Below are 23,168 nucleotides of genomic sequence, written 5' to 3'. Positions count from 1 at the left end.
CGAATAAGATTGATCCTCAATAGATAAAATGGTTAAATTTTAAAGGAAACAGCACTGTGAATGAGGGAGAAGCTTTGTGCCTCATATTTTTATTTCTACAGCATTTAAAATAGTTTCTTTATTTTATTCAATGTTGATAATCAAAAAAATACTTATTGATGTTCATCAGTCCATTAGCATTGTTCGAATATATGTCAGCATTGTTCGAATATATTAAGAAACATTATAATATCGACTCGACACTGATTTGAAATTTCTATAATTATAGTTGGTTAATTCATATTTGATTTGTCATATATTGAAAGGGACATTCTATTCATGTCTATAAACTTAGAAATGCAAGGTACAAGCAACAGAAATTCCCCTCGTCGCATTTTGTTTGCAAGCCTTATTGGCCCAACAATTGAATTCTTTGATTTCTATGTCTTTGCCACTGCTGCAGCGCTCATATTTCCTCATGTGTTTTTTCCGACACAAAATGATCAGATTGCCATTTTACAATCTTTCTTAATCTTTGGAGCAGCCTTTTTTTCTCGGCCCTTTGGATCGATTATCTTTGGACATTTTGGAGATAAAGTTGGAAGAAAAGCGACACTTATCGCCTCTCTTCTCACAATGGGCCTTTCAACCGTCATTATTGGTTTTCTTCCTACATATGAAACCGCTGGATGGTTTGCCCCCTTCCTCTTAACCTTGTGCCGTATTGGACAAGGAATGGGACTGGGAGGAGAATGGGGAGGAGCTGTTTTGCTCGCAACAGAAAATGCCCCTCCAGAAAAGCGAGGCTGGTACGCAATGTTTCCCCAATTAGGCGTTCCTATCGGTTTGTTTTTATCCATTGCTGTTTATTTAAGTCTGTTATACTTTCTCGATCATGATGCACTTGTCGCTTGGGGATGGCGCATCCCTTTCATTGCTTCAATTGTTTTTATGATTATAGGATTATGGGTTCGTCTTTCAATCAATGAAACTGTTCAATTCAAAAAAAATCTTGAAAATAAAGAACGTGTCAAAGTTCCTATCATCGATGTCTTTTTAAAATGTCCACGAATCTTATTTCTTGGAATATTTTCCGGTATGGGAACATTTGTTTTGTTTTACTTGGTTACTGCATATTTATTAAGCTATTCAACAAACCATCTGCAGTTGTCATATTATCAAGCTCTTCAAGTCGAAATTGTCGGTGCTATTTTCTGTGGAATTTTTACGGTCATTACTGGGAGACTCGCTGATCGTATTAGACGGAGAACTTTGATGATTTGGGTTACAATCATCACCGGTATCTATTCTTTTGCAATTCCTTATTTCTTAAATTCTGGAGTTTTAGGAGTCCTTGCAATGTCTGTCATTGGTTTGTCTATCATGGGAATGGTATATAGTCCTCTTGGTGCTGTTTTGGCTTCACCATACCCAACAGCCATTCGATATACAGGTTCTTCCATTACTTTTAACTTATCTGGTATCGTAGGAGCCTCTCTTGCACCTTACATTGCGGAATATTTGGTGCAACATTTTGATACGTCTTATATCGGCTATTATTTGCTTTTTGCTTCTTTTGTTTCACTGATTTGTTTTGTCGGATTTACAGATGATGAAATATCCAACTAAAATGTAATAACAAAAAATAAAATAAAGACTGGTAGAAAAAATGCTGCCAGTCTCATTTTTAAAGACATAGGTTGCGGTATACTCCACCACAATATTCCCGCAAACAATGCGCTTAAAAAGAAAAATAAAAAATCCGCAACATTGCTCATATCAGCAACAGCAAACATTCCTGATAGAATATGCGTTGTTCCTAACCACGAAACGCAAAAAAAAGCCAACATCACAGCCCATAAAACAAGCAAAATTCGATCAATAATCATCATTATGCCGTTTCATTTTTTTTATTATAGACCATATCTTTAGCATGCCTAAAAGAAAAATCACAACAAAGACCCAACGCCCTCCCCCTGATCCTTCCGCAATAAAAAGTGTTGGATTTACGATTCCTACCAATCCTATAAAAATCAGAATAAAAGATATGAGACGCATTAAATCTGTTTTTCCCAACGACAATCTTCGCTTTGTTGCCAATATGTTAAATTATGATTTTCCATTTTATATTTTTTCCACTGTGCTCGAGCAAGATTCAACTGCTCATCATTTTTACCATCAAATAGCACAACAAGACGTTGATAAGCATCAATATCCAAACAAACGGCTCCCTCTATGAGAAAACGAATCTTTGAATCATTGGGATTTTCTTGTCCTGTCGTTAGAAATACGGGCTGAAAATTTGAATATTGATCACTCTCAGTTCCATGTCCAATAAATGATTCATCAGCATAAACCCATAAATGCATATCTATAGAATCGCATTGTTCTTTACTCACACATTGTATGGTTACCTTACCAAAACGAACCAGTGCCCGCTCCACAAGCGTTGGTAAAATATCTTTCAGCGTTGACTGCGTCAAATGATAGAATAAAATATCCAACCTCTTAAACCCTCATCACTATTTATAAATAAAGCAAACACCTTTATTTAAAGAAGCTTCTATATCCCTTATATAAAAGGAAACGGTTCAAGATATAAACCTCTTTTTCGATTGAGGTGCATTTTTGATTGAAGTCATTATCTTTTTACTTATGTCTTTGAAAGACTCTTTTAAAGATGAATTTTTTATTTTCAACATTAATAAAAAAATTAATCTGTTCTCTAGATTCTTTGTAGACTATCGTGGAAAATAAAATATAATGTGTGAAAAAAATTAAAGGTAATTTAACGAGCAATTTTATATTATTTTTTGCTAAAAATATCCAATCTCTGAAAGGGTGTTTTTTAATTTTATTACATTTTAACCGAAAGCAATAAAAGTATTTGCTATTGAATTAAAGACTGAGGGTGTTTCCCAATTTATGTATATTATTGAGTTCTACATCCTAAAGCGTGTCTTTGTTTTGTTTAGTTCTGTCATGATTGCAGCGGTGGGCGTTAGTTGGACGGTGCAAATTCTTGCACGGATAAACTTTCTCACAACAAGTAAACAAACATTCCTTACAGTCTTGCAATTTTCACTTTCATTGGTTCCTTCTGTTATTTTTCTTGTCATTCCATTTGCATTAGTGATCGCAGTTACAACTATCCTTTCAGCAATGAATCAAGACTCAGAACTTGCTGTCATCAATGCATCTGGTTTTCCTAAACGTACTGTTTGGAAACCTATTCTCCTTCTTGCTATTATTGCATCATGTATCTCCTTTTCTATCGCTAATTTTGTTGTTCCTCAAGCGCGTCTTCATATGCGAAAAATGCTAGCAACTGCCCATTCTGATCTTATTAATCTGTTCATTAGTGAGGGAAGCTTTCAGAAACTTGCAAATAACCTTTACATAGAAATTGGGGAACGGAATCCAAATGGAACACTTGAACGTCTTTTTATTGCCGACCAGCGTGACCCTAAAATGGATCTTTTTTATTATGCAACAAAAGCCTCCATTATAAACAATAAAAACGGTCGTTTTTTAATCCTCAATAACGGTGAAATAGAAAGAGTCAACCATCAAAATAACAGCGTTTCAATCGTTCAATTTAGCGCATATACCTTTAGCCTAGGGGAATTTATTCCCAGTGATAAAACACCTACTCTTTATCCAAAAGATCGGTCTCTTTCTTATTTACAAAACCCTGATCCAAAGGATCCCTACTATCAACGAAAACCACTCCAATATAAAGCTGAGTTTCACCGCCGACTAACGCAATGGCTCTATCCAATCGTTTTTTCACTTATTGCATTAGCCGCAACGGGGAATGTCCGCTCTCATCGACAAGCACGCCATTTAGCAAATTTCTCAGCGATTGCTCTTTCTTTTATGGTTTATTGGATAGGGTATTTTTTCGCCGAAAAAGCGAAAAACGATCTCGCGTATATCCCTTTCCTTTACATTACGCCCATCGGAACAAGTATATTTGTCTTTTTTATGCTTTTAACGAACCATAAAATTGGACTTCCTGCAAAATTTAATGAGGTATTTCAAATTATTTTTCAAAAAGTAGTGAACAAATTTGAACATCAAAAATCTCAAGATTCTCCGGATGAAATATCATGATTGGATGGACACTTGGACGCTATTTTTTTATACGTTACCTTAAAATAACGTGTTATTTTTTGGGGAGCATTTTAGTTCTTGCCCTTTTAATTGATTTTACAGAAAACTCTGGGAGGCTACCTTCCCTTCCACATTATACAGCAAAAGATGCATTTTTCCTCTCTGTTTTACGTATTCCCTTTATTCTGCAACAACTTATCCCTTTTATTGCACTCTTTTCTGCAATGGCAACGTTTATCTCGCTTAACAAAAAGCTTGAGCTTGTAGTAACTCGCTCAATTGGTGTTTCTGCATGGCAATTTCTTATGCCTGCTTGTTTGGGAGCTTTTCTTTTAGGGTTATTGTCAGTTTTTCTCATTAATCCACTTGCTGCATGGGGATTTTCTCAAGCAGAAAAAATAATGACCGAATGGCGCAATAATAATATCCTAACATCTCTTCATAATACCCGTATCCACTGGTTAACACAGCGTACAGATTTAGGCAGAACAACCATTGGTGCTAAATTTATTACTGATCAAGGACCTTCTCTTCTTGATGCAACCTTTGTACAATACAAAGATGACGCAACAGTCAAAAACTGGATTAACACACCAAAAGCAACCTTGACCAATGGTGCTTGGTTCTTAACAAATGGTACAATCTATAAAATAGGGCATCCTCCTGAAAAATTTACCGAGTTGAAAATAAAAACAAATCTAAAACCTGAATTTTTAACGGAACGTTTAGTCAATCCCGCAACTATTCCATTTTACCAACTGCCTAAAAAAATTATGATCGCACGTTCATTTGGCTATTCTGCTAATAATTTTGATATGTATTTACAATCTTTGATTGCCTTACCGGCATTGCTTGTAGCAATGACTCTCATTGCAGCAACTGTATCTTTAAATTTTACGCGTTTTGGGCAATCTAGAACGTTGATTCTTGGTGGCGTAATCGCTGGATTTATGCTTTACGTTATTTCTGTACTCGTTCAAGCTTTTGGTAATGCTGGGTATATTCCACCAATTATTGCCGCTTGGACACCTGTTGTTATTGCATTATTCTTGGGAATCTCTTTTTTACTCCATAAAGAGGACGGCTAAGTGAAAGCATTAACGCGTAAGAAAGTTATTTTAATAAAATTAAGTGCTCTCGCTTTTAGAAGTGTTATAGCGGTTATTTTAGGGGGGGCGTTGCCTTATTGTGCACACGCTCAAGGCCTTATGTCTCCCGCTCAAAGTCGCATTCAAAACTTAGAGCGTCCTCTTTTACTCTCTGCGGATGAACTCATCTATAATCGTGATGAAAACACTGTCTCTGCACAAGGAAATGTCCAAGTTGAATATGATGGTAATAAAGTTGTCGCTCAAAGAATCATTTACAACCAAAAAACAGGGCGGCTTATTGCACAAGGAAACGTTGAAATTACTCAAAAAGATGGGAATAAAATTTATTCTAATCAAATTGATATGACCAAAGATCTTGGCGAGGGGTTTGTAAACGCCTTACGGATTGATACAGCCAACAATGTGCACTTTTCCGCTCAAAATGCTACACGCCAAAATAATCAAGTAACAATCTTTGAAAATGCAACCTATACAGCCTGTGAGCCTTGCTCTTATAAACCAGATAGAGATGTCCTGTGGAAAATTAAAGCCAGAAAGATTATATGGAATAATAGCGTTAAAAAAATTCGATTTGAAAATAGCAGTTTTGAAGTTTTTGGTGTACCAATTATAAAGTTTCCAAATTTTGAACTCTATGATCCAACTGTCAAGCGTGCTAGTGGTCTGCTTACACCTCATTTTTTCTATACTGATTATCTTGGTATGGGGATAAAGAATTCTTATTTCTGGAATCTCGCTCCCCATTATGATTTTACACTTTCTTCTACGGCTTATACTCAACAAGGGCTTTTAACCGAAGGGGAATGGCGTCAACGTTTTAAAATGGGCAGTTATAACATTCGCTTTGCTCATATATATCAAATGAAACCACATAGATTTGACAATGATATGATTGATGCACAGCATAAAAACCGTTATATGCTGGCGACAAAAGGGGACTTTCGTATTAATTCATACTGGACTTATGGATGGGATATTCTTGCACAATCTGATCGGCATTTTAGTCGTGCCTATAAACTTGAAAACTATAGTAATCCCACACAAATTTCTCAGATCTACCTGAATGGTCTTGCAGGAAAAAACTATTTTGATATGCGTTTTTATCATTTTAAAATTCAAGATTCGATATTGAATGATCTTCATTATGAACGGCACTCTCAGCAAGCATGGGTTCTACCACGCATCGATTATTCTTTTACACCAGATGAACCCATTTATAATGGAGAACTTACCTTCCATAGCAATATACAATCAATTTACCGGCGTCATGCGGATTTTGGCCCACCCGACTGGAACAAAAATCCTCTCAATACTGTACGACTTTCCGGTATGGTTGGAAATAGTTTGCGTTTGACAAATGAGCTTCAGTGGAAAAAGCGCTTTAACACGCACAGTGGACTCATATTAACCCCCCTTCTCTCTCTACGGGCCGATATCCTTACAATCAATGGACAAGAAAATTATGCTGCTTCTGGAGAAAACAATGCCTTATCCACAATTCGTGGCTCAAAAATTCGTGGCATGGCAACAGCAGGATTAGAGGCACGCTATCCCTTCCTCATTACAGCTGCTCATTCTACACATATTATAGAACCAACCGCACAAATTTTTATACGCAATAATGAACAATATATCGGACAACTTCCTAATGAAGATGCACAAAGCTTTGTCTTTGATGCAACCACTCTCTTTCAACGAGATAAATTTTCTGGTTATGATCGTGTAGAAGGTGGGACAAGAGCCAATATAGGTTTAAGATATTCTGGAAGCTTTAATAACAATTGGTCTCTTTATGGTCTTATTGGACAATCCTTTCATCTGGCAGGAAAGAATTCTTTTGCAGAAAAAGACTTTGTTAATGTCGGTATTCATTCTAGCTTAGAGGCAAAACGTTCAGACTATGTTGCAATGTTTGGAGCAACCCATACGAGCGGTTTTTCCTTAGAAACGCGCGGACGCTTTGACAAAAAAACAGGAAAAATCCGTCGTAGTGAAATTGAAGCATCACAAAGGTGGGAAAAATTTTGGGCTTCTGTACAATATGCTTATATCGCAAACCAACCGAATTACGAATATCCACAAGAGCGTCAAGAAATTTCTTTTCAAACAGGCTTTAAACTGGCAGACTATTGGTCCATTAATAGCAACGCCGGTTATGATCTCGTATCTGGCACATTTATAAAACGAGGAATTAGCTTGAATTATGCCGATGAATGTTTTGGGGTCACATTTGGTTATCAACAGGTAATGAATCCGGGAAGAAAAACACCTTTGCAGAACTTTAATTTCTCTCTTTCATTGCGTACAATCGCAGATATAGGAAAAAAGATAGATTCAAATTTATAAAGAGAATGTATAAGTGATTTAACTTATTATTGTTTTTATGAAAGAAAGCGTATAGTTTAAGTTATTGATGAGAATTAATAAACAATGCGAAAGCTTATTTACATGAATAAATTGAAAAAGCGTGTTCTTGCTTTATTTTGTATTACGTCTTTGAGCGTAAGCAGTCTGCTTATGAATGAATTTTTGATTCCGCCAGCCTTTGCGCAGACTACTATTGTTGTTACAGTTAATGGTAATCCTATCACAAATTATGATATACAAAGGCGTGTTGCATTTCTCAGACTGCAACAAAAGCAAGGAAATTTGATAGCACAAGCTAAAAAAGAGCTTATCGACGAAGAGCTAAAAAATATTGAAATAAAACGCCGTAATATTGAGGTCAGCAATGATGAGGTTGATAAAGCTTTTGAGAACTTTGCAACGCAAAATAATATGACAATTGATCAGCTCAATCAGATTCTGATCCAAAATGATATTACTGTGCAACATTTCAAAGATTACATCCGTGGACAAATAGGGTGGGGGCGTCTTGTTAGCGCACGCTATCAAGCTCAAATGGGGATGATTAGTGAACAAGAAGCTGTACGCAGAATATTAAAAAATGGTGGTGTTAAACCTTCAACAAATGAATATACATTACAGCGCATTGTTTTTGTTATTCCTGCACATCGTCGTTCAGAAATCTTTGAAAGACGTCAAAGAGAAGCAAGCAATTTCCGCGCACATTTCCGTGGATGTGCAAATTCTCACAATCAAGCAAGGGGTATTTTAGATGTTACGATCCGCAACTTAGGAAGGTTTCTGGAACCTCAACTCCCCAGTGCATGGGAGCAAGCTATTCTTGCAACACCTGCTGGAAAAATGACAAAATTACAAGAAACATCTGATGGAATAGAAGCAATTGCTGTTTGCAAAATAAAAAGGGTTTCTGATGATTATGTCGCCCGGCTGATATTTTCTCTTCAAGATAATAAAAACAGAAGCCCGAAAAAACTTGAAGAATTAAGCGAAAAATATTTAGAAGAATTGCGGCACGCCGCACGTATTCAATAATGACTGCTCTTGTTGTTAGTAGTGGTGATCCTGCCGGAATTGGTCCTGAAATAGCTCTAAAAGCGTGGGATTTGCGTATTACACGTCGCGTCCCAGCTTTTGTGCTTATCGCTGATCCAGATGTTATTCGTTCGCGCGCTCGTTTTTTACAGATGGATGTTAAGGTTGAATCTGTTTTAAAGACCAATCCTGTCAAAAATTTTCAAAACGCTCTCCCTATTATACCCTTAAAAAATAAACAAAGTCATCAATTAGGTTTTTCTTCTACAAATAATGCCGCTGGAATCATTGAGGCTATTGAGCGCGCTGTTCAATTGATTCAAAGTGGACAGGCTTCTGCATTGATTACTTGTCCTATTGCCAAAAAGAATCTTTACAATGCCGGTTTTCAATTTCCAGGTCATACAGAATTTTTAGCCGATTTGGCCCATAAAGCTTTTCATAAATCTTATCATCCCGTTATGATGTTAGCAGGACCTCGATTAAAAACGGTCCCAATAACTGTTCATACTCCATTGAAAGATGTTCCTTCACAGCTGACCCGTCATTTAATTATTCAAACAGCCTTCATTACTGAATGTGACTTAAAAAAACGATTTAAAATAACGTCACCTCGACTTGCTATCGCTGGTCTTAATCCTCACGCTGGAGAAGAAGGTACAATGGGAAAAGAAGAGTTTGAAGTTATCACGCCTGCTCTTGAATATCTTAAAAAGAAAGGACTCAATATTACAGGTCCGCTTCCTGCCGATACAATGTTCCACGAATGCGCAAGAAAAACATATGATGTTGCTCTTTGCATGTATCATGATCAAGCTCTTATCCCTGTTAAAACATTAGATTTTGATACCACTGTTAATGTTACCTTAGGGCTACCTTTCATTCGTACGTCTCCAGATCATGGAACTGCTTTTGATATTGCTGATAAAGGGATAGCTTCTCCTGAAAGCTTTATTGCTGCTCTTAAACTTGCAAATCAACTTGCAAAAAATAATTCGATACCATGCCAATAGATAATCTCCCTCCTCTACGTGAGGTCATTAATACATATGGGTTACAAGCCCTTAAGTCTTTGGGGCAAAATTTCCTTTTTGATCTGAATTTAACAACTAAAATTGCTCATCAAGCAGGAAATATAGAAGGAAAACCTGTTCTTGAAATTGGTCCTGGTCCTGGAGGGCTCACGCGTGCCTTGCTAGCAAAGGGTGCGATTGTAACAACAATAGAGCGTGATGAGCGCTGCATACCAGCCCTCTTAGAAATAGAAAAACATTATCCGAACAAATTAAAAGTTATTTGTAATGATGCACTAAAACAAGATTTCTCAAAACTCTTTGAAAAATCTCTAGAAAAACCACGCATTATTGCCAATCTTCCTTATAACATTGGAACACAACTCTTACTAAATTGGCTGTTAGTGGAACCATGGCCTCCTTTTTATGAATCAATGACATTGATGTTTCAACGTGAAGTTGCCAAACGAATTACGGCTAAACCTCAATCTTCTCATTATGGACGTCTTAGTGTCTTAACTGGTTGGCGTACTACAGCTAAAATTGCTTTTGATGTACCTCCTCAAGCCTTCGTACCAGCGCCGAAAGTAATTTCTTCCGTTGTTCATATCATTCCACGAACTCAACCTCTTGTTTGCTCTGCACAAAAACTAAGCTTTGTTACAAAAACTGCTTTTGGACAAAGACGAAAAATGCTTCGTCAAAATTTTAGAACTTTGGGAGGGGAAATGCTTTTAAAAAAAGCAGGTATTGATGGAACACGTCGCGCTGAAACACTTTCAATTTCTGAATTTATAACTTTAGCGCATCTCGTACCCTAAAAAATACACCTTTATTATGCCTATTTTTTAATAAAGGCGTTTATCAATCTTTTCAGCAATAAGCTCATCAATAAAAGAGCCAAGAAAAGCACAGCGCTCACGTTTTACTGTTTCGGCTAAGTAAATTGATTTAATAAGCGATAAAGATTGATCTAAATCCTCATTAATCACAACATAATCATAAGAACGCCAGTGCTGTAGTTCTGTTCGTGCATTCTCTAAACGTAAATTGATGATATCTTGACTATCTTCTGCACGACGATGTAAACGTGAAATAAGCTCTTTCATTGATGGTGGGAGAATAAAAATAGATACAGTATCCCCTCGCATCTTTTGTTGTAACTGCTCGGTGCCTTGATAATCAATGTCAAATAACATATCACGACCAGCACTCAATGCCTTTTCAACAGTTTCACGTAACGTACCATAATAATTCCCATGTACTTCTGCCCACTCAATCAATTCATCTCTATCACGTTTATATTCAAATTCTTCCTTTGAAATAAAGTGATAGTGGAGTCCATCTACTTCACTGGGACGCTTTTTCCTTGTGGTCACACTAACAGAAAGCTCTAATCGTCCATCTTTTAAAAGTAACCGAGAAATTGTTGATTTACCAGCACCTGAAGGTGAAGAGAGAATAAATAAAAAACCACGGCGTTGATTTGTTTTTACCGTATTCAATTCACTTTCAAAGGCTGTCATTACATCACTCTATTTTGTTTATAAATTTTTCTTCAAAATTTGAACGGTACCTTATCTCAACCTTTTCTCTAATCAATTATTTTTTTAGCAGTTCTCCACGCTATTTTGTACTTTCATTAAGAGAATTTATCATAAAAATATATTAATTTCTTTTACTTAAATATTTTGTATCTATACGCTAATTCCAACTGTAACACACAAGAAAATGATTTTTCATCATTCTCATTCAAAGAGTTTAAGGTGAAAAATCTTACTCTATTTTGGGCTCTTATTTACGATGTAAAAAAATGTAATATCATTATAAATCAATGCCTTGCCTTTAATTCTCGCCACTTGCGAACATTCTTATTATGTTCCTCTAAGGTATGAGAGAAAACATGCCCTCCTGAACCATCAGCAACAAAATAAAGTGCATCACTGCTTGGTGGATGTGCTACCGCCTTCAATGAATCGCGACCTGGATTTGCTATAGCGGTTGGAGGCAATCCATTAATTTTATAAGTATTATAGGGTGTTTCCTTCTCAAGATCTGAACGGTAAATTGCACGCCCCGATGGCTTTCCTTTTCCTCCAAAGAGACCATAAATGACCGTTGGATCCGATTGAAGACGCATGTGCTTTGCAAGGCGGTTATAAAATACCGCAGCAACCATTGGTCTCTCTGCAGCAACTCCGGTTTCTTTCTCAACAATTGAAGCCAATATGACAAATTCATCAATTGATTTAATAGGTAAATCAGGTGAACGCGTAGCCCATATCGCATGAATTAATTTCTTCTGTCCTTCACGCAACCTATTTATAATTTCTTTCCGCGTTGTCCCCCGAATAAAGCGAACAGTATCCGTCATTAAATAGCCCTCTGGAGGCAAAACTTTTGGAAGGTCCCCAATCAAAATTTCATTTGCCGCTAATCGATCAAAAACTTGCTGAACCGTTAAACCTTCTGGTACTGTAAATGTATACTCAATGGATTTTCCTTTCACAAGAATATCCATAATATCATGCATTGAAGCATGGGCTGGAATTAAATATTCACCAGCCTTTAGGTGGCTTGTATTTTTATGATAACCAACCCCATAAACAAAAATATCTGATGATCGAATGAAACCACGTTTTTCTAGCAATGAAGCAATTTCACGAATTCCTGTTCCCGGATGGATAAGAAGAACTTGTTCCTCCTCAATTTTTCCCTTTTCTTCAAAAATACTTTTTCCAATATACAGAGGAACACTTATGCCGAAAAGAATAATCACAATCAGCATGAGGAAAAAATGACCAAGAATAACCAAAGGATTACGGACGATAGACGATTTCTTTTGTTTACTATGTGTTAACATGCCTAACTATCTGCTTAATGATTCGAAGAGGAATCACTTATGTCCTTTAATAATGTTCCATTATTCACATCGGACATAACCCCTCAATAGCGATTAAGGACAATATTATAATTTCTTATCCACCTTATGATAAAGGCGAAAATTCAAAAGTAGAAATTAAATAAAAATATTTACTATCCCCTAAAACGTCGCATCACCAATGATGCATTTGTTCCACCAAATCCAAAAGAATTAGAAAGAATCGTATCGATCTTCCGTTCACGTGGTTTGTGCGGAACAAGATCGATTTTCGTTTCAATTGATGGATTGTCAAGATTAAGTGTCGCTGGCGCTATATTATCTCGTATAGCTAAAATACAAAAAATAGCCTCAGCAGCACCAGCCGCACCAAGTAAATGCCCGATAGAAGATTTTGTTGATGACATAGAAACTTGTGGTGCATAATTTCCCAAAACACGTTCAACAGCTGCTAGCTCTATGGAATCAGCCATCGTTGATGTACCATGGGCATTAATATAATCAAGTTCACTCACATCCACTTGTGCTCGCTTAAGAGCAGCCATCATACTACGCTGAGCCCCTTCACCACTTTCTGAAGGCGCTGTAATGTGGTAAGCATCACCCGATAAACCATAGCCGATAACCTCAGCATAAATACGTGCCCCTCGTTTTTTAGCATGTTCCAGCTCTTCTAGAACAACAACTGCTGCTCCCTCCCCCATCACAAAACCATCACGATCAGCATCATACGGACGTGAAGCCCGTTCAGGATCATCGTTGCGACAAGTAGAAAGAGCTCTACAAGCAGCAAAGCCCGCAAGAGATATCCGATTTATCGGAGATTCTGTCCCCCCTGCCACCATAACATCTGCATCACCGAACATAATCAAACGCGCTGCATCACCAATCGCATGAGCTCCTGTCGAACAAGCTGTCACAACTGAATGATTTGGTCCCCGTAAACCATATTGAATAGATACATAACCAGAAGCAAGATTAATCAAACGTCCTGGAATAAAAAAGGGAGAAACACGGCGCGGACCTTTATCACGAAGCGTATAACCAGCTTCAACAATGCCCTCAATCCCCCCAATCCCCGAACCAATTAGTACTCCTGTACAAATCTGATCTTCATCACTCTTAGGAAACCATTCAGCATCTGTAAGTGCTTGGTTAGCAGCAGCCATTGCATAAACAATAAATGCATCAACTTTTCGTTGCTCTTTAGGTTCCATATATAAATCAGCATTATAGGTCCCCTCTGTTCCATCGCCTAAGGGGATACGCGCTGCAATCTGGCATGGTAAATCAGACACATCAAATTCAGTAATACGTCGAACACCACTTCGCCCCTCAAGAAGCCGTTTCCAACTATATTCAATATTACCAGCCAACGGAGATACCAAACCTAAACCAGTAACAACAACACGTCTCATAACTTCTAACCTTGAACTAAACTTCAACTCTCAAAGCTCTCTTTTCAAAAGAACCCCGAAGAATATAGGCAAAAACAATGAATGTCTTTGCCCTTTTAGTAATCATGCAGAAGCTTTATCAATGAACTTGACTGCATCACCAACTGTGAAAATCGTTTCAGCAGCTTCATCTGGAATCTCTACACCAAATTCTTCTTCAAAAGCCATAACGAGCTCAACCGTATCAAGGCTATCAGCTCCTAGATCATCGATAAAGCTCGCATTTTCTACGACTTTATCAGCATTAACCCCAAGATGTTCCACAATAATTTTCTTAACGCGCTCTACTGTATCACTCATGTTGAAATCCTCGAATTTATATTTTCCTATAATTTGGTTAACTATATCGGCTCATCTAATCAAGCAATAGATGTATTCCTTTAAAAGATTTTAGCAATGATTTAAAACATCCTGTGGATATCCCCTACAAAATAAACCAATCTGACATTTCGACATCAATTGAACAACAATTGAACAACGACCATGTTAAAGAAATAGCGCATCTTTCCATTTCAATTGTTACTATCTAAAATAATACAACTTATAAATCAATGTGGAATACAAGAAAATACTTAAATCATTGCCATTCCACCATTAATATGCAGTGTTTGACCTGTCATATAGGCCGCTTCATCGCTCGCTAGATAAACAGCAGCTGTAGCTATTTCTTGCCCGCTTCCCATACGCTTCATTGGAATCGCAGCCATAATGGCTTCTTTTTGCTTTTCATTAAGCTTATCTGTCATGGCGGATTTAATAAATCCCGGAGCAATACAATTGACCGTAATGTTTCGTGAAGCAATTTCTTGTGCCAATGCTTTAGAAAAACCTATCAAACCTGCTTTTGCAGCACAATAATTCGTTTGCCCAGGATTTCCAACAACACCAACAACAGATGTAATATTAATAATTCTTCCGTAACGACGACGCATCATAAAATGCACTAATTCACGTGTCAAAAGAGAAGCCGCTGTCAGGTTAACTTCTAAGACATCATCCCAGTCTTTATCTTGCATACGCACAAAAAGACCATCCTTAGTGATTCCCGCATTGTTAACCAAAATGTCAACGCCATCCATTTCTTTTTCTGCAACTTCAGCCAATTGTTTAATTGATTGACGTTCAGAAAGATTAGCGGGAAACACAAAAACATTCTGTCCTAATTCTGCTGCCACTTCTTTAAGCTTATCTTCACGCGTTCCATGAAGTCCAACAATAGCTCCTCGTGCATGGAAACAACGTGCAATTGCCTCACCAATTCCTCCTGATGCCCCCGTTACAAGAGCTTTACGTCCTGTTAATCTAAACATTTTTTTAACTCCTTCATAGATTAAACGCCAAGCATTCTGAGCGCTGATTCTATTTCATCAACTGTTTCAATCTTTATCCCTTTTATATCCTTGTTAATACGACGCGTTAAACCTGTTAATACTTTTCCAGAACCAACTTCAAAAAGCATATCAACCCCTTGAGAACCGATCCATTCTATTGTTTCACGCCACCGCACCCTCCCTGTTACTTGTTGAACAAGAAGTGTAGCAATACGCTCAGGATCACTTTCTGGTGCAACAGAAACATTAGCGATCAAAGGAATAATAGGAGCCGCTTTGTTAACAGTCAAAAGCGCTTTCTTCATGGCATCCGCAGCAGGCTGCATTAAAGACGAATGAAAAGGTGCAGAAACCGGAAGAAGCAGTGCACGTTTTGCACCTTTTGTTGATGCAATCTCTACCGCTGTCTCAACGGCTTTTACTTCACCTGAAATAACAATTTGCCCACCACCATTATCATTGGCAATCTGGCATAGTCCTTCTCCAGAAACAGTTTCGCAAATTTTTTCCACAACGTGCTCTTCCAAACCAATAAGTGCTGCCATAGCACCTTCACCAACTGGAACAGCAGCCTGCATAGCATTGCCACGAATGCGCAAAAGCCTTGCCGTATCTGTAAGACTGAATGTACCAGCAGCACAAAGAGCTGAATATTCGCCTAAAGAATGACCGGCGACAAACTTTACCCGTTCTTCTATACGAAGCCCTAAATGTTCCATCACACGAATGACAGCCATGGATACAGCCATTAATGCTGGTTGTGCATTAGCTGTTAACGTTAAAACATTTTCTGGTCCTTCAAAAATGATCTCCGATAATTTCTCGCCCAAAGCATCATCAACTTCCTCAAAAACTATTCGCGCCGCACAAAATTGTTCTGCAAGCGCCTTCCCCATCCCAACAAGTTGACTCCCTTGTCCTGGAAAAATAAAAGCTGCACCCATTCATCGACTCCTAAAATTGTGCCATTAAATTATTTTCTTTTGACCTTATTCATCTGCAGAAAGTCAAGATAAAGTACTTTATTTAGAGTGAATATCTCTCTTAAAATTATATTTTAGGGGTGGAATTTGATATAAAAACTTAGGAAAATATGGAGCTATAAACTGAATAACCCCCAGACTTATGAGACCTCCTAAAATTGTACCTGCTAAAATATCAAAGGGATAATGTACCCCCACAAAGATGCGTGCCCAACAGATCAAGCATAAAAATACCACAGCAAATTTAAAAGTACCTTTGTATCGGTAGAAATAAAAGCTTGCTGTATAAGATGCAATGGTCAGGGCATGATTACTAGGAAAAGAAGCTGTTGCACGATGTTTAATCAGCGGTGTCGTCAAGCCTACAACGAATGGGCGTGGATGAAAATAAATGAGAGAAATGAGATAACCTATAAAAAGAGCCGTACAAATGCTCACGCAAATGCTTAGCACAACACATCGCTCCCTTTCTCCACCACAAAACCACAACAGACAAAGATGAAGAGGAATAATGTAAATTAAAAACTTTGCACAAAAAATACTCAACAAAAATAAAATTGACCAAGACTGATGGTTGCCGACTAACATCTTAAAGAGCGTAACATCAATCTGGTTTAAAAAATCCATTTTTCTCTCCTTTATCTGTATGTTACAGCACTATCTCTTTGTAGAAGAGAGAAATATACTGAAAATATATCAAGATTTAATAAATCCATTTTTTTTATGTATATAAACTTGCTATTTTAAAGGATAACCTGTAGATGTGAAATGTTCGTTGCCGGCATTTAGCTGGAGGTTGAACGGAGGGCTGAAAAATATCAGTAGGAAATACAATGTTTCCGTCCTCCCGTGTCTCCGCTCTGAGGTGTCTCAAATTGTAAACGCGTCCTTTCTTCTTTGGGTTTCCCAAAAAGACAAGTCGCAGAGGCTTTGCGCTAAAACCGGTAAAATTTAATTGAAGAAAGGCAAAACAATGGCTCTTTATGAACATATGTTCCTTGCCCGACAAGACATTGCACCGCAGCAAGTTGATGAACTTTTGAACCTTTACAAAGGTGTCATTGAAACGCACGGTGGAAAAGTTGGGCGTGTAGAAAATTGGGGACTTCGTCCTCTTGCTTATCGTATTCGTAAAAACCGTAAGGCTTATTATGTCCTGGTCAATATTGATGCACCAGCTGCAGCAATTGCTGAGATGGAACGTCAGATGCGAATCAATGAAGATATTTTGCGCTATATGACCATTCGTGTAGAAAAACACGAAAAAGAAAAATCTGCGATGCTTTCACACCTTGATCGCAATGCGCACGCTGGTCAGGATGAAGAGCGCTCTCGCTCTCCACGTCGTCAACGTGAAAATGCTATGGAAGAGGTAGAATGATGACTGATACGAATCAAAACTCTGCACGTCGTCCTTTTCATCGTCGTCGTAAAACATGTCCTTTTTCAGGGACGAATGCTCCTAAAATTGATTATAAAGATATCAAATTATTACAACGTTATATTTCTGAACGTGGGAAAATTGTTCCTTCACGAATTACGGCTGTTAGTCAGAAAAAACAGCGTGAATTAGCTAATGCTATCAAACGTGCTCGCTTTTTAGGCTTACTTCCATACGTTATAAAATAAACGATCAAGACACTTTGCAACTGGAGAAACTCTTCAGTTGCTTTTCTTGTATGGTTTAGAAAAATAGCTTATTGTATTTTATGTTAAGCTATTAAATATAAAAGTTGAGGTATCAACATGCCTCTAACTGCAGAAAGCAGGACAGCAATAAATGATAAAAAATCGTATTGATGAGATATTATCTGGTGTTTTGGCAGGATTGTTTGCTGTTGTGATAGGAATGGCAATCATCAGTGTTGCCAATATCGCTCCCTTTTTTTCTTTTCTTTTTGGCTGCTTTTTTTCATTGCCAATTTTTATTGTTGCGTTCAGTCAAGGAACATTTGCCAGCTTCGTTGCCTTAATAAGTGCGACTGTTGTTCTTTTCATTGCCACGGATATCTACATTGCTCTTGGGCTTATGCTGTTATTTTTTCTTCCTGCTGTTTATGCCTCTTGGCTTATTGGATTGGCACGACCAGCGCAAAAAGGAAACACATTAATATGGTATCCGTTATCATCCGTTATTTTTCATTTAACCAACTTTATTGCTCTTATAGTCACCTTCATTGTACTCTATGTGAAAACCAGTCCCAATACCCCTCTTATTGCAAAAAAAGTTATTGAAAACATCGCTCAAGCTCTACAACAATTGCCGTCATTACAAGAAGCTAATATGCTTAATTTTAGTGAATTTTTAATGGCACATGCTGCAACTTTAGCAGCTATTGCTCTGGTGTTTTATAGTTTGATTTTTCTCATTGGTAATCTTTATTTTTCAATGATAACAGCCCAATATATGAGGTGGCTGAAAAGACCTCGAGATGACTGGAGCAGAACTCTTCGCCTTCCAATTTCTGGAATTGTTATTTTCATTCTCGCTTCTATCGCATCAATGACTGAATTGAACGATTCTCTTAATTTGGGTACACTTGTCTTTAGCTCTGCCTATATTGTCATCATATCAATTAGCGGTCTAGCCTATCTTCATAATATTACAAAAGGGGTTAAAGGGAGAGTTATTATACTTTCTTTTGTTTATATTGCTATTTTAACTGTCGTTTTTTTCCCTCCTGTTTCTTTCATGATACTTTTGATGGGCATTTGGGCTGCTATTCAATCCAACTTTCAATCACACAAAAAACTTCCCTAAATTTATTTGTTCGAAAGGAAAAACTATGGATATTATTCTACTTGAGCGCATTCCGCGTCTTGGTCAGATGGGTGATATTGTCTCAGTGAAAGATGGTTATGCACGTAATTTTCTCTTGCCTCAAGGTAAAGCTTTACGCGCAAATGAAGCGAATAAAAAACACTTTGAGATCCAACGCGCACAACTTGAAGCACGTAACCTTGAACGTAAAAGCGAAGCGCAAAAAATTGCTGAAAAACTTGATGGTCAATCATTTATTGCTGTTCGTTCTGCTGGTGAAACAGGACAACTTTATGGATCTGTGTCAACGCGTGATATTGCTGAAATCATAACAGATGAAGGATTCTCTATTGGGCGAAATCAAATTGAACTTAATCATCCAATAAAAATGATCGGTCTTCATACGATTACGCTTAGCCTTCATCCTGAAGTTCAAATTTCTGTGGTTATTAACGTTGCACGTTCTACCAGTGAAGCACAACGCCAAGCAGAAGGTGAAACGCTTACTTCTTCTGAAGAGATATATAATATTCAAGAAGAAATATTAGAAGAAAATCAGGAAGAATTGTTGGCAGAAGCAATTAATGATAACGATATAACCAGTTCTCATCAAGAAGCTTAATTCCTCCTTTTGTTTTCTATTTTATATCTTTTATTCTATTTAAAATATTGGTCATAAAATACTCATGCTTTTAAACTGGGTATTTTATGGCTATTGTATATAAAGAATCTAATTTTTATGAAGAATTAGAAATATATCATGTAAGCACATTCCATACCAGAAATGATAACAGCAATAAGAAAAAATGCTTTTGCTTCTTCAGCATAAAAGCAAAAAATAATTTAAAACTCCACTCTTAAGAGTAAACTTTGCATGAACGGCTAATTAATGATATCCTCGTGTGATCTACAATGGTTTCAACTCTAAAGAAGTCATTTCACTTACACCAGCATGAGAATTTTAAAATCACATAATTTCAAAATACTTCAATTTAGAGTGCTGAAAATGCCACTTAGAAATCACATATTATAAAAGTAAAACATACGAAATAGATGTCATCTTAACAATACACGAATGATAAATGAGCCATTAGAAGAGAGTTTTTTAAAAATTATAGATTTTAACTTAAAATGAAGCTTTGTAGCTCTATTCTTTTAATGTACGATTTTTAATTTATTACCTAAAGTCGCTAGACTTGGAATTTCAGTGAGAAAATATTATGGAAGAAACTAGCGTTGTTAATATTAGCTCTTCAAAAAAAGAAGATTCTCCTTCTTTTCGACAACTTCCGCATAATATTGAAGCTGAACAAGCATTACTTGGTGCCATCTTTATCAACAATGATTCTCTAGACCGCGTTTCGGATTTTCTAAAACCAGAACATTTTTTTGAACCATTGCATCAAAAGATTTATGCTGTTTTATCTCACCTTATCAAAACGGGTAAACGTGTAGATCCGGTTACGATCAAGCCCTATATCCAAATGGAAGAGAAAATTGGAGATATTACGGTATACCAGTATGTTGTTCGCTTGGCCAAAGAGGCAGTCACCATTATTAACGCTGAAGATTATGGACGCGTTATTTACGACCTTTTTATCCGTCGTTCTTTGATTAACCTTGGAACTCAAGTTGTCAATACAGCTTTCGATGCTCCAGTAGAGCTTACGCCTACCCAACAAATTGAAACTGTTGAAAATCAGTTATTTGAGCTGGCAGAAAAAGGAAAATATGGAGGTGGATTTGAAAATTTTAATGAGGCGGTCAAAAAAGCTATAGATATGGCAAGTGCAGCAAAGCAGCGTTCTTCACAATTATCGGGGATAGCTACCCATATTAAAACACTTGATGAAAAAATGGGGGGATTACAAGCATCTGACCTAATTATTCTTGCAGGACGCCCTGGTATGGGGAAAACCTCACTAGCGACCAACATTGCCTTTAATATTGCCAATGCTTATAATCATAATAGTAATAACCAAGAAAATGAAGGCGGTATTGTAGGATTCTTCTCCCTTGAAATGTCCTCAGAACAGCTTGCAACTCGTATTATTTCTGAACAAACAGAAGTCTCTTCTTCTGATATTCGACGGGGGAACATTTCAGATGAACAATTTTCAAAAATCATTCGTGCGGTAAACCAACTCCAAAAGGCCCCCCTTTATATTGATCAAACTGGGGGAATATCAATTACGCAACTAGCGGCTCGCGCACGACGTCTTAAGCGACAACATGGTTTAGACGTCTTGTTTATTGATTATATCCAACTCATGACAAGCAGTTCAAAACGTTCATCAGAAAATCGTGTTCAAGAAATCACAGAAATTACCACAGGATTAAAAGCATTAGCGAAAGAGTTGAATGTTCCTATTATTGCTCTATCACAGCTTTCGCGCCAAGTTGAAAACAGAACAGATAAACGTCCACAACTCTCTGACTTACGTGAATCTGGTTCTATCGAGCAAGATGCCGACATCGTTCTATTTGTTTATCGTGAAGAATATTATTTCAAAAATGAAGAACCCAAATTGGGCACTCTTGAACATACAAAATGGCAAGATGAAATGGATAAAATTATGGGGAAAGCTGATGTCATTGTTGCAAAACAGCGTCACGGACCAACAGGAATCGTATCTCTTGCCTTTCAATCTGACTTTACACGGTTTAGTGATCTGGCAGATAGTAATTATCTTCCAGAACAAATTGGCTAAATTACCATGGTACGCAGCCGTATTCAATTTATCTGTCAAAATTGTGGAACCGTCCATTCCCGTTGGGCAGGAAAATGTAGTGCCTGCGGAGAATGGAATTCCCTTATTGAAGAAAATATAAATGGAGGCATAGGAAGTGGTCCTAAGCAGAATACGCGTAAAGGACGCATTATAGCCCTCACATCTCTTTCTGGAGATATCCAAGATGCTCCACGTATTCATTCTGGTATCGCTGAACTTGACCGTGTTACCGGTGGGGGCTTTGTCCGTGGATCAGCGCTCCTTGTTGGTGGTGATCCAGGTATTGGAAAATCAACATTGCTCACACAAACAGCAGCTGCTTTATCACGTAAAGGATATAATGTTATCTATGTCTCAGGTGAAGAGGCTATTGCGCAAATTTGTTTGCGCGCACAAAGGCTTGGCGCTCATAATACAGAGGTAAAACTTGCTGCTGAAACCAATGTTGAAGATATCCTTGCAACCTTAAGCGAACATAAAAATCTTGATATGGTGATTATCGATTCGATTCAAACCTTATGGTCAGATACAGCAGATTCAGCACCCGGCACAGTCACGCAAGTCCGTATTGGTGCTCAGGCTATGATACGCTTTGCTAAGAAAACAGGGGCCGCAGTTGTTCTTGTTGGTCATGTGACAAAAGATGGGCAAATTGCTGGGCCGCGGGTCGTTGAACATATGGTTGATGGTGTTCTCTATTTTGAGGGTGAAGGAGGCCATCATTATCGCATTCTTAGAACTGTAAAAAATCGCTTCGGACCAACAGATGAAATTGGTGTTTTTGAAATGTCTGATAAAGGATTACGCGAAGTGATAAATCCATCCGAATTGTTTTTAGGAGAACGCAATGAAAAAGCTCCAGGTGCAGCTGTTTTTGCCGGCATGGAAGGAACTCGCCCGATACTCGTGGAAATTCAAGCGCTTGTTGCTCCCTCTTCCCTTGGAACACCACGACGTGCGGTTGTCGGATGGGATGGAAATCGTCTTTCTATGATTCTTGCTGTTTTAGAAGCCCATTGTGGCATTCGTTTTGGACAGCATGATGTCTATCTGAACGTGGCAGGTGGATATCGTATATCAGAACCCGCTGCTGATTTAGCTGTAGCCGCTGCTTTGGTCTCTTCTCTTGCCAATATCCCTTTACCAACGGATTATGTATATTTTGGTGAAGTCAGTCTTTCAGGAGCTACTCGCGCTGTTGCACATTCAACCCAACGCATCAATGAAGCAAAAAAACTCGGCTTTCAGGGGGCATTTCATCCCACGACAACAACCGAAATGATGAAGTCGCTCAATTTTCAACAAAAAACTTTCTCCGACCTTCCCGAACTTATTGCCACTCTTACCGCAAGTAAAAAATGGTCTACATCACAGGCGGGATAATATAGAAAAAACGCTATAAAA

22 protein-coding genes and 1 pseudogene are annotated in these 23,168 nt (G+C 37.7%); 13 read left to right on the top strand and 10 right to left on the bottom strand.

Features of this window, described 5'->3' with window-relative positions; all coding sequences use genetic code 11:
* Positions 1-318 precede the first annotated feature (318 nt).
* A complete protein-coding gene (locus tag D1092_RS02190) occupies positions 319-1,608 on the top strand; it encodes an MFS transporter (protein ID WP_120121989.1) in 1,290 nt (429 codons plus the stop codon).
* Here D1092_RS02190 and D1092_RS02185 read toward each other — a convergent pair.
* The 3 genes from D1092_RS02185 to D1092_RS02175 are packed head-to-tail and all read right to left on the bottom strand — an operon-like array spanning position 1,605 to position 2,483.
* Entirely contained in the window at positions 1,605-1,868 is a 264-nt protein-coding gene (locus D1092_RS02185) for a hypothetical protein (RefSeq protein WP_120122756.1), read from the bottom strand. The two genes, D1092_RS02190 and D1092_RS02185, sit on opposite strands and share 4 nt — an antisense overlap.
* Positions 1,858-2,037, bottom strand: a complete 180-nt coding sequence (locus tag D1092_RS02180) for a hypothetical protein (RefSeq protein WP_120122757.1) — start codon at positions 2,035-2,037, stop codon at positions 1,858-1,860. The genes D1092_RS02185 and D1092_RS02180 overlap by 11 nt, the downstream gene beginning before the upstream one ends.
* Positions 2,037-2,483, bottom strand: coding sequence for a DNA polymerase III subunit chi (locus D1092_RS02175; RefSeq protein ID WP_120121988.1), 447 nt, complete (start codon positions 2,481-2,483; stop codon positions 2,037-2,039). Before D1092_RS02175 ends, D1092_RS02180 begins: the two co-directional genes overlap by 1 nt.
* 421 nt (positions 2,484-2,904) lie before the next feature.
* On the opposite strand from D1092_RS02175, the gene lptF reads away from it, so the two are divergent.
* The 6 genes from lptF to rsmA all read left to right on the top strand — a co-directional run bounded on the left by lptF (position 2,905) and on the right by rsmA (position 10,440).
* Positions 2,905-4,095, top strand: coding sequence for an LPS export ABC transporter permease LptF (gene lptF / locus D1092_RS02170; protein WP_120121987.1), 1,191 nt, complete (start codon positions 2,905-2,907; stop codon positions 4,093-4,095).
* Positions 4,092-5,183 (top strand): LPS export ABC transporter permease LptG, encoded by a 1,092-nt coding sequence (gene lptG, locus D1092_RS02165; RefSeq protein ID WP_120121986.1) that lies wholly within the window; start codon positions 4,092-4,094, stop codon positions 5,181-5,183. The genes lptF and lptG overlap by 4 nt, the downstream gene beginning before the upstream one ends.
* The gene (locus D1092_RS02160) at positions 5,184-7,553 is read left to right on the top strand and encodes an LPS-assembly protein LptD (protein WP_120121985.1); all 2,370 of its coding nucleotides are present in this window, start codon (positions 5,184-5,186) and stop codon (positions 7,551-7,553) included.
* 102 nt (positions 7,554-7,655) lie between these two features.
* Positions 7,656-8,606 (top strand): peptidylprolyl isomerase, encoded by a 951-nt coding sequence (locus tag D1092_RS02155; protein WP_120122755.1) that lies wholly within the window; start codon positions 7,656-7,658, stop codon positions 8,604-8,606.
* Complete coding sequence (gene pdxA / locus D1092_RS02150; RefSeq protein ID WP_120121984.1) at positions 8,606-9,619, top strand: 4-hydroxythreonine-4-phosphate dehydrogenase PdxA; 1,014 nt, start codon at positions 8,606-8,608, stop codon at positions 9,617-9,619. Before D1092_RS02155 ends, pdxA begins: the two co-directional genes overlap by 1 nt.
* A complete protein-coding gene (gene rsmA / locus D1092_RS02145) occupies positions 9,610-10,440 on the top strand; it encodes a 16S rRNA (adenine(1518)-N(6)/adenine(1519)-N(6))-dimethyltransferase RsmA (protein ID WP_120121983.1) in 831 nt (276 codons plus the stop codon). The genes pdxA and rsmA overlap by 10 nt, the downstream gene beginning before the upstream one ends.
* A 27-nt stretch (positions 10,441-10,467) precedes the next feature.
* Here rsmA and gmk read toward each other — a convergent pair whose 3' ends face one another.
* The 7 genes and pseudogenes from gmk to D1092_RS02110 form a co-directional block, all read right to left on the bottom strand.
* The gene (gene gmk, locus D1092_RS02140) at positions 10,468-11,145 is read right to left on the bottom strand and encodes a guanylate kinase (protein ID WP_120121982.1); all 678 of its coding nucleotides are present in this window, start codon (positions 11,143-11,145) and stop codon (positions 10,468-10,470) included.
* A 305-nt stretch (positions 11,146-11,450) separates the two neighbouring features.
* A pseudogene (gene mltG / locus D1092_RS02135) lies at positions 11,451-12,559 on the bottom strand (endolytic transglycosylase MltG).
* A gap of 96 nt (positions 12,560-12,655) precedes the next feature.
* Positions 12,656-13,918, bottom strand: coding sequence for a beta-ketoacyl-ACP synthase II (gene fabF / locus D1092_RS02130; protein WP_120122754.1), 1,263 nt, complete (start codon positions 13,916-13,918; stop codon positions 12,656-12,658).
* 102 nt (positions 13,919-14,020) lie between these two features.
* Positions 14,021-14,257: an acyl carrier protein gene (locus tag D1092_RS02125; RefSeq protein WP_004860281.1), complete on the bottom strand. Its 237-nt coding sequence runs from the start codon at positions 14,255-14,257 to the stop codon at positions 14,021-14,023.
* Between the two features lie 272 nt (positions 14,258-14,529).
* Positions 14,530-15,267: a 3-oxoacyl-[acyl-carrier-protein] reductase gene (gene fabG / locus D1092_RS02120; protein WP_120121980.1), complete on the bottom strand. Its 738-nt coding sequence runs from the start codon at positions 15,265-15,267 to the stop codon at positions 14,530-14,532.
* A 20-nt stretch (positions 15,268-15,287) separates the two neighbouring features.
* Positions 15,288-16,232 carry an ACP S-malonyltransferase gene (fabD, locus tag D1092_RS02115; RefSeq protein ID WP_120121979.1) on the bottom strand — a complete coding sequence of 315 codons (945 nt, stop codon included), beginning with the start codon at positions 16,230-16,232 and terminating at the stop codon, positions 15,288-15,290.
* 78 nt (positions 16,233-16,310) lie between these two features.
* Positions 16,311-16,898, bottom strand: coding sequence for an undecaprenyl-diphosphatase (locus tag D1092_RS02110; protein WP_120121978.1), 588 nt, complete (start codon positions 16,896-16,898; stop codon positions 16,311-16,313).
* Positions 16,899-17,244: 346 nt separating this feature from the next.
* Here D1092_RS02110 and rpsF point away from each other — a divergent pair, with 346 nt between their 5' ends.
* From rpsF to radA, 6 genes are all read left to right on the top strand, one after another.
* Positions 17,245-17,652: a 30S ribosomal protein S6 gene (rpsF, locus tag D1092_RS02100; protein WP_120121977.1), complete on the top strand. Its 408-nt coding sequence runs from the start codon at positions 17,245-17,247 to the stop codon at positions 17,650-17,652.
* A complete protein-coding gene (gene rpsR / locus D1092_RS02095; RefSeq protein WP_012754957.1) occupies positions 17,652-17,900 on the top strand; it encodes a 30S ribosomal protein S18 in 249 nt (82 codons plus the stop codon). The genes rpsF and rpsR overlap by 1 nt, the downstream gene beginning before the upstream one ends.
* A 151-nt stretch (positions 17,901-18,051) precedes the next feature.
* Positions 18,052-19,032 (top strand): hypothetical protein, encoded by a 981-nt coding sequence (locus tag D1092_RS02090; RefSeq protein WP_120121976.1) that lies wholly within the window; start codon positions 18,052-18,054, stop codon positions 19,030-19,032.
* Between the two features lie 25 nt (positions 19,033-19,057).
* Entirely contained in the window at positions 19,058-19,654 is a 597-nt protein-coding gene (gene rplI / locus D1092_RS02085; RefSeq protein ID WP_120121975.1) for a 50S ribosomal protein L9, read from the top strand.
* Between the two features lie 598 nt (positions 19,655-20,252).
* On the top strand, positions 20,253-21,743 hold the full coding sequence (locus D1092_RS02080; protein WP_120121974.1) for a replicative DNA helicase: 1,491 nt from the start codon (positions 20,253-20,255) through the stop codon (positions 21,741-21,743).
* A 6-nt stretch (positions 21,744-21,749) separates the two neighbouring features.
* Positions 21,750-23,147 carry a DNA repair protein RadA gene (gene radA, locus D1092_RS02075; protein ID WP_120121973.1) on the top strand — a complete coding sequence of 466 codons (1,398 nt, stop codon included), beginning with the start codon at positions 21,750-21,752 and terminating at the stop codon, positions 23,145-23,147.
* Positions 23,148-23,168 lie beyond the last annotated feature (21 nt).

This window comes from Bartonella krasnovii (genome assembly GCF_003606345.3).
In the GTDB taxonomy this organism is placed as follows: domain Bacteria; phylum Pseudomonadota; class Alphaproteobacteria; order Rhizobiales; family Rhizobiaceae; genus Bartonella; species Bartonella krasnovii.
Note: the sequence above shows the minus strand (reverse complement) of the source record. Positions and strands in the feature narration are given on the sequence as shown.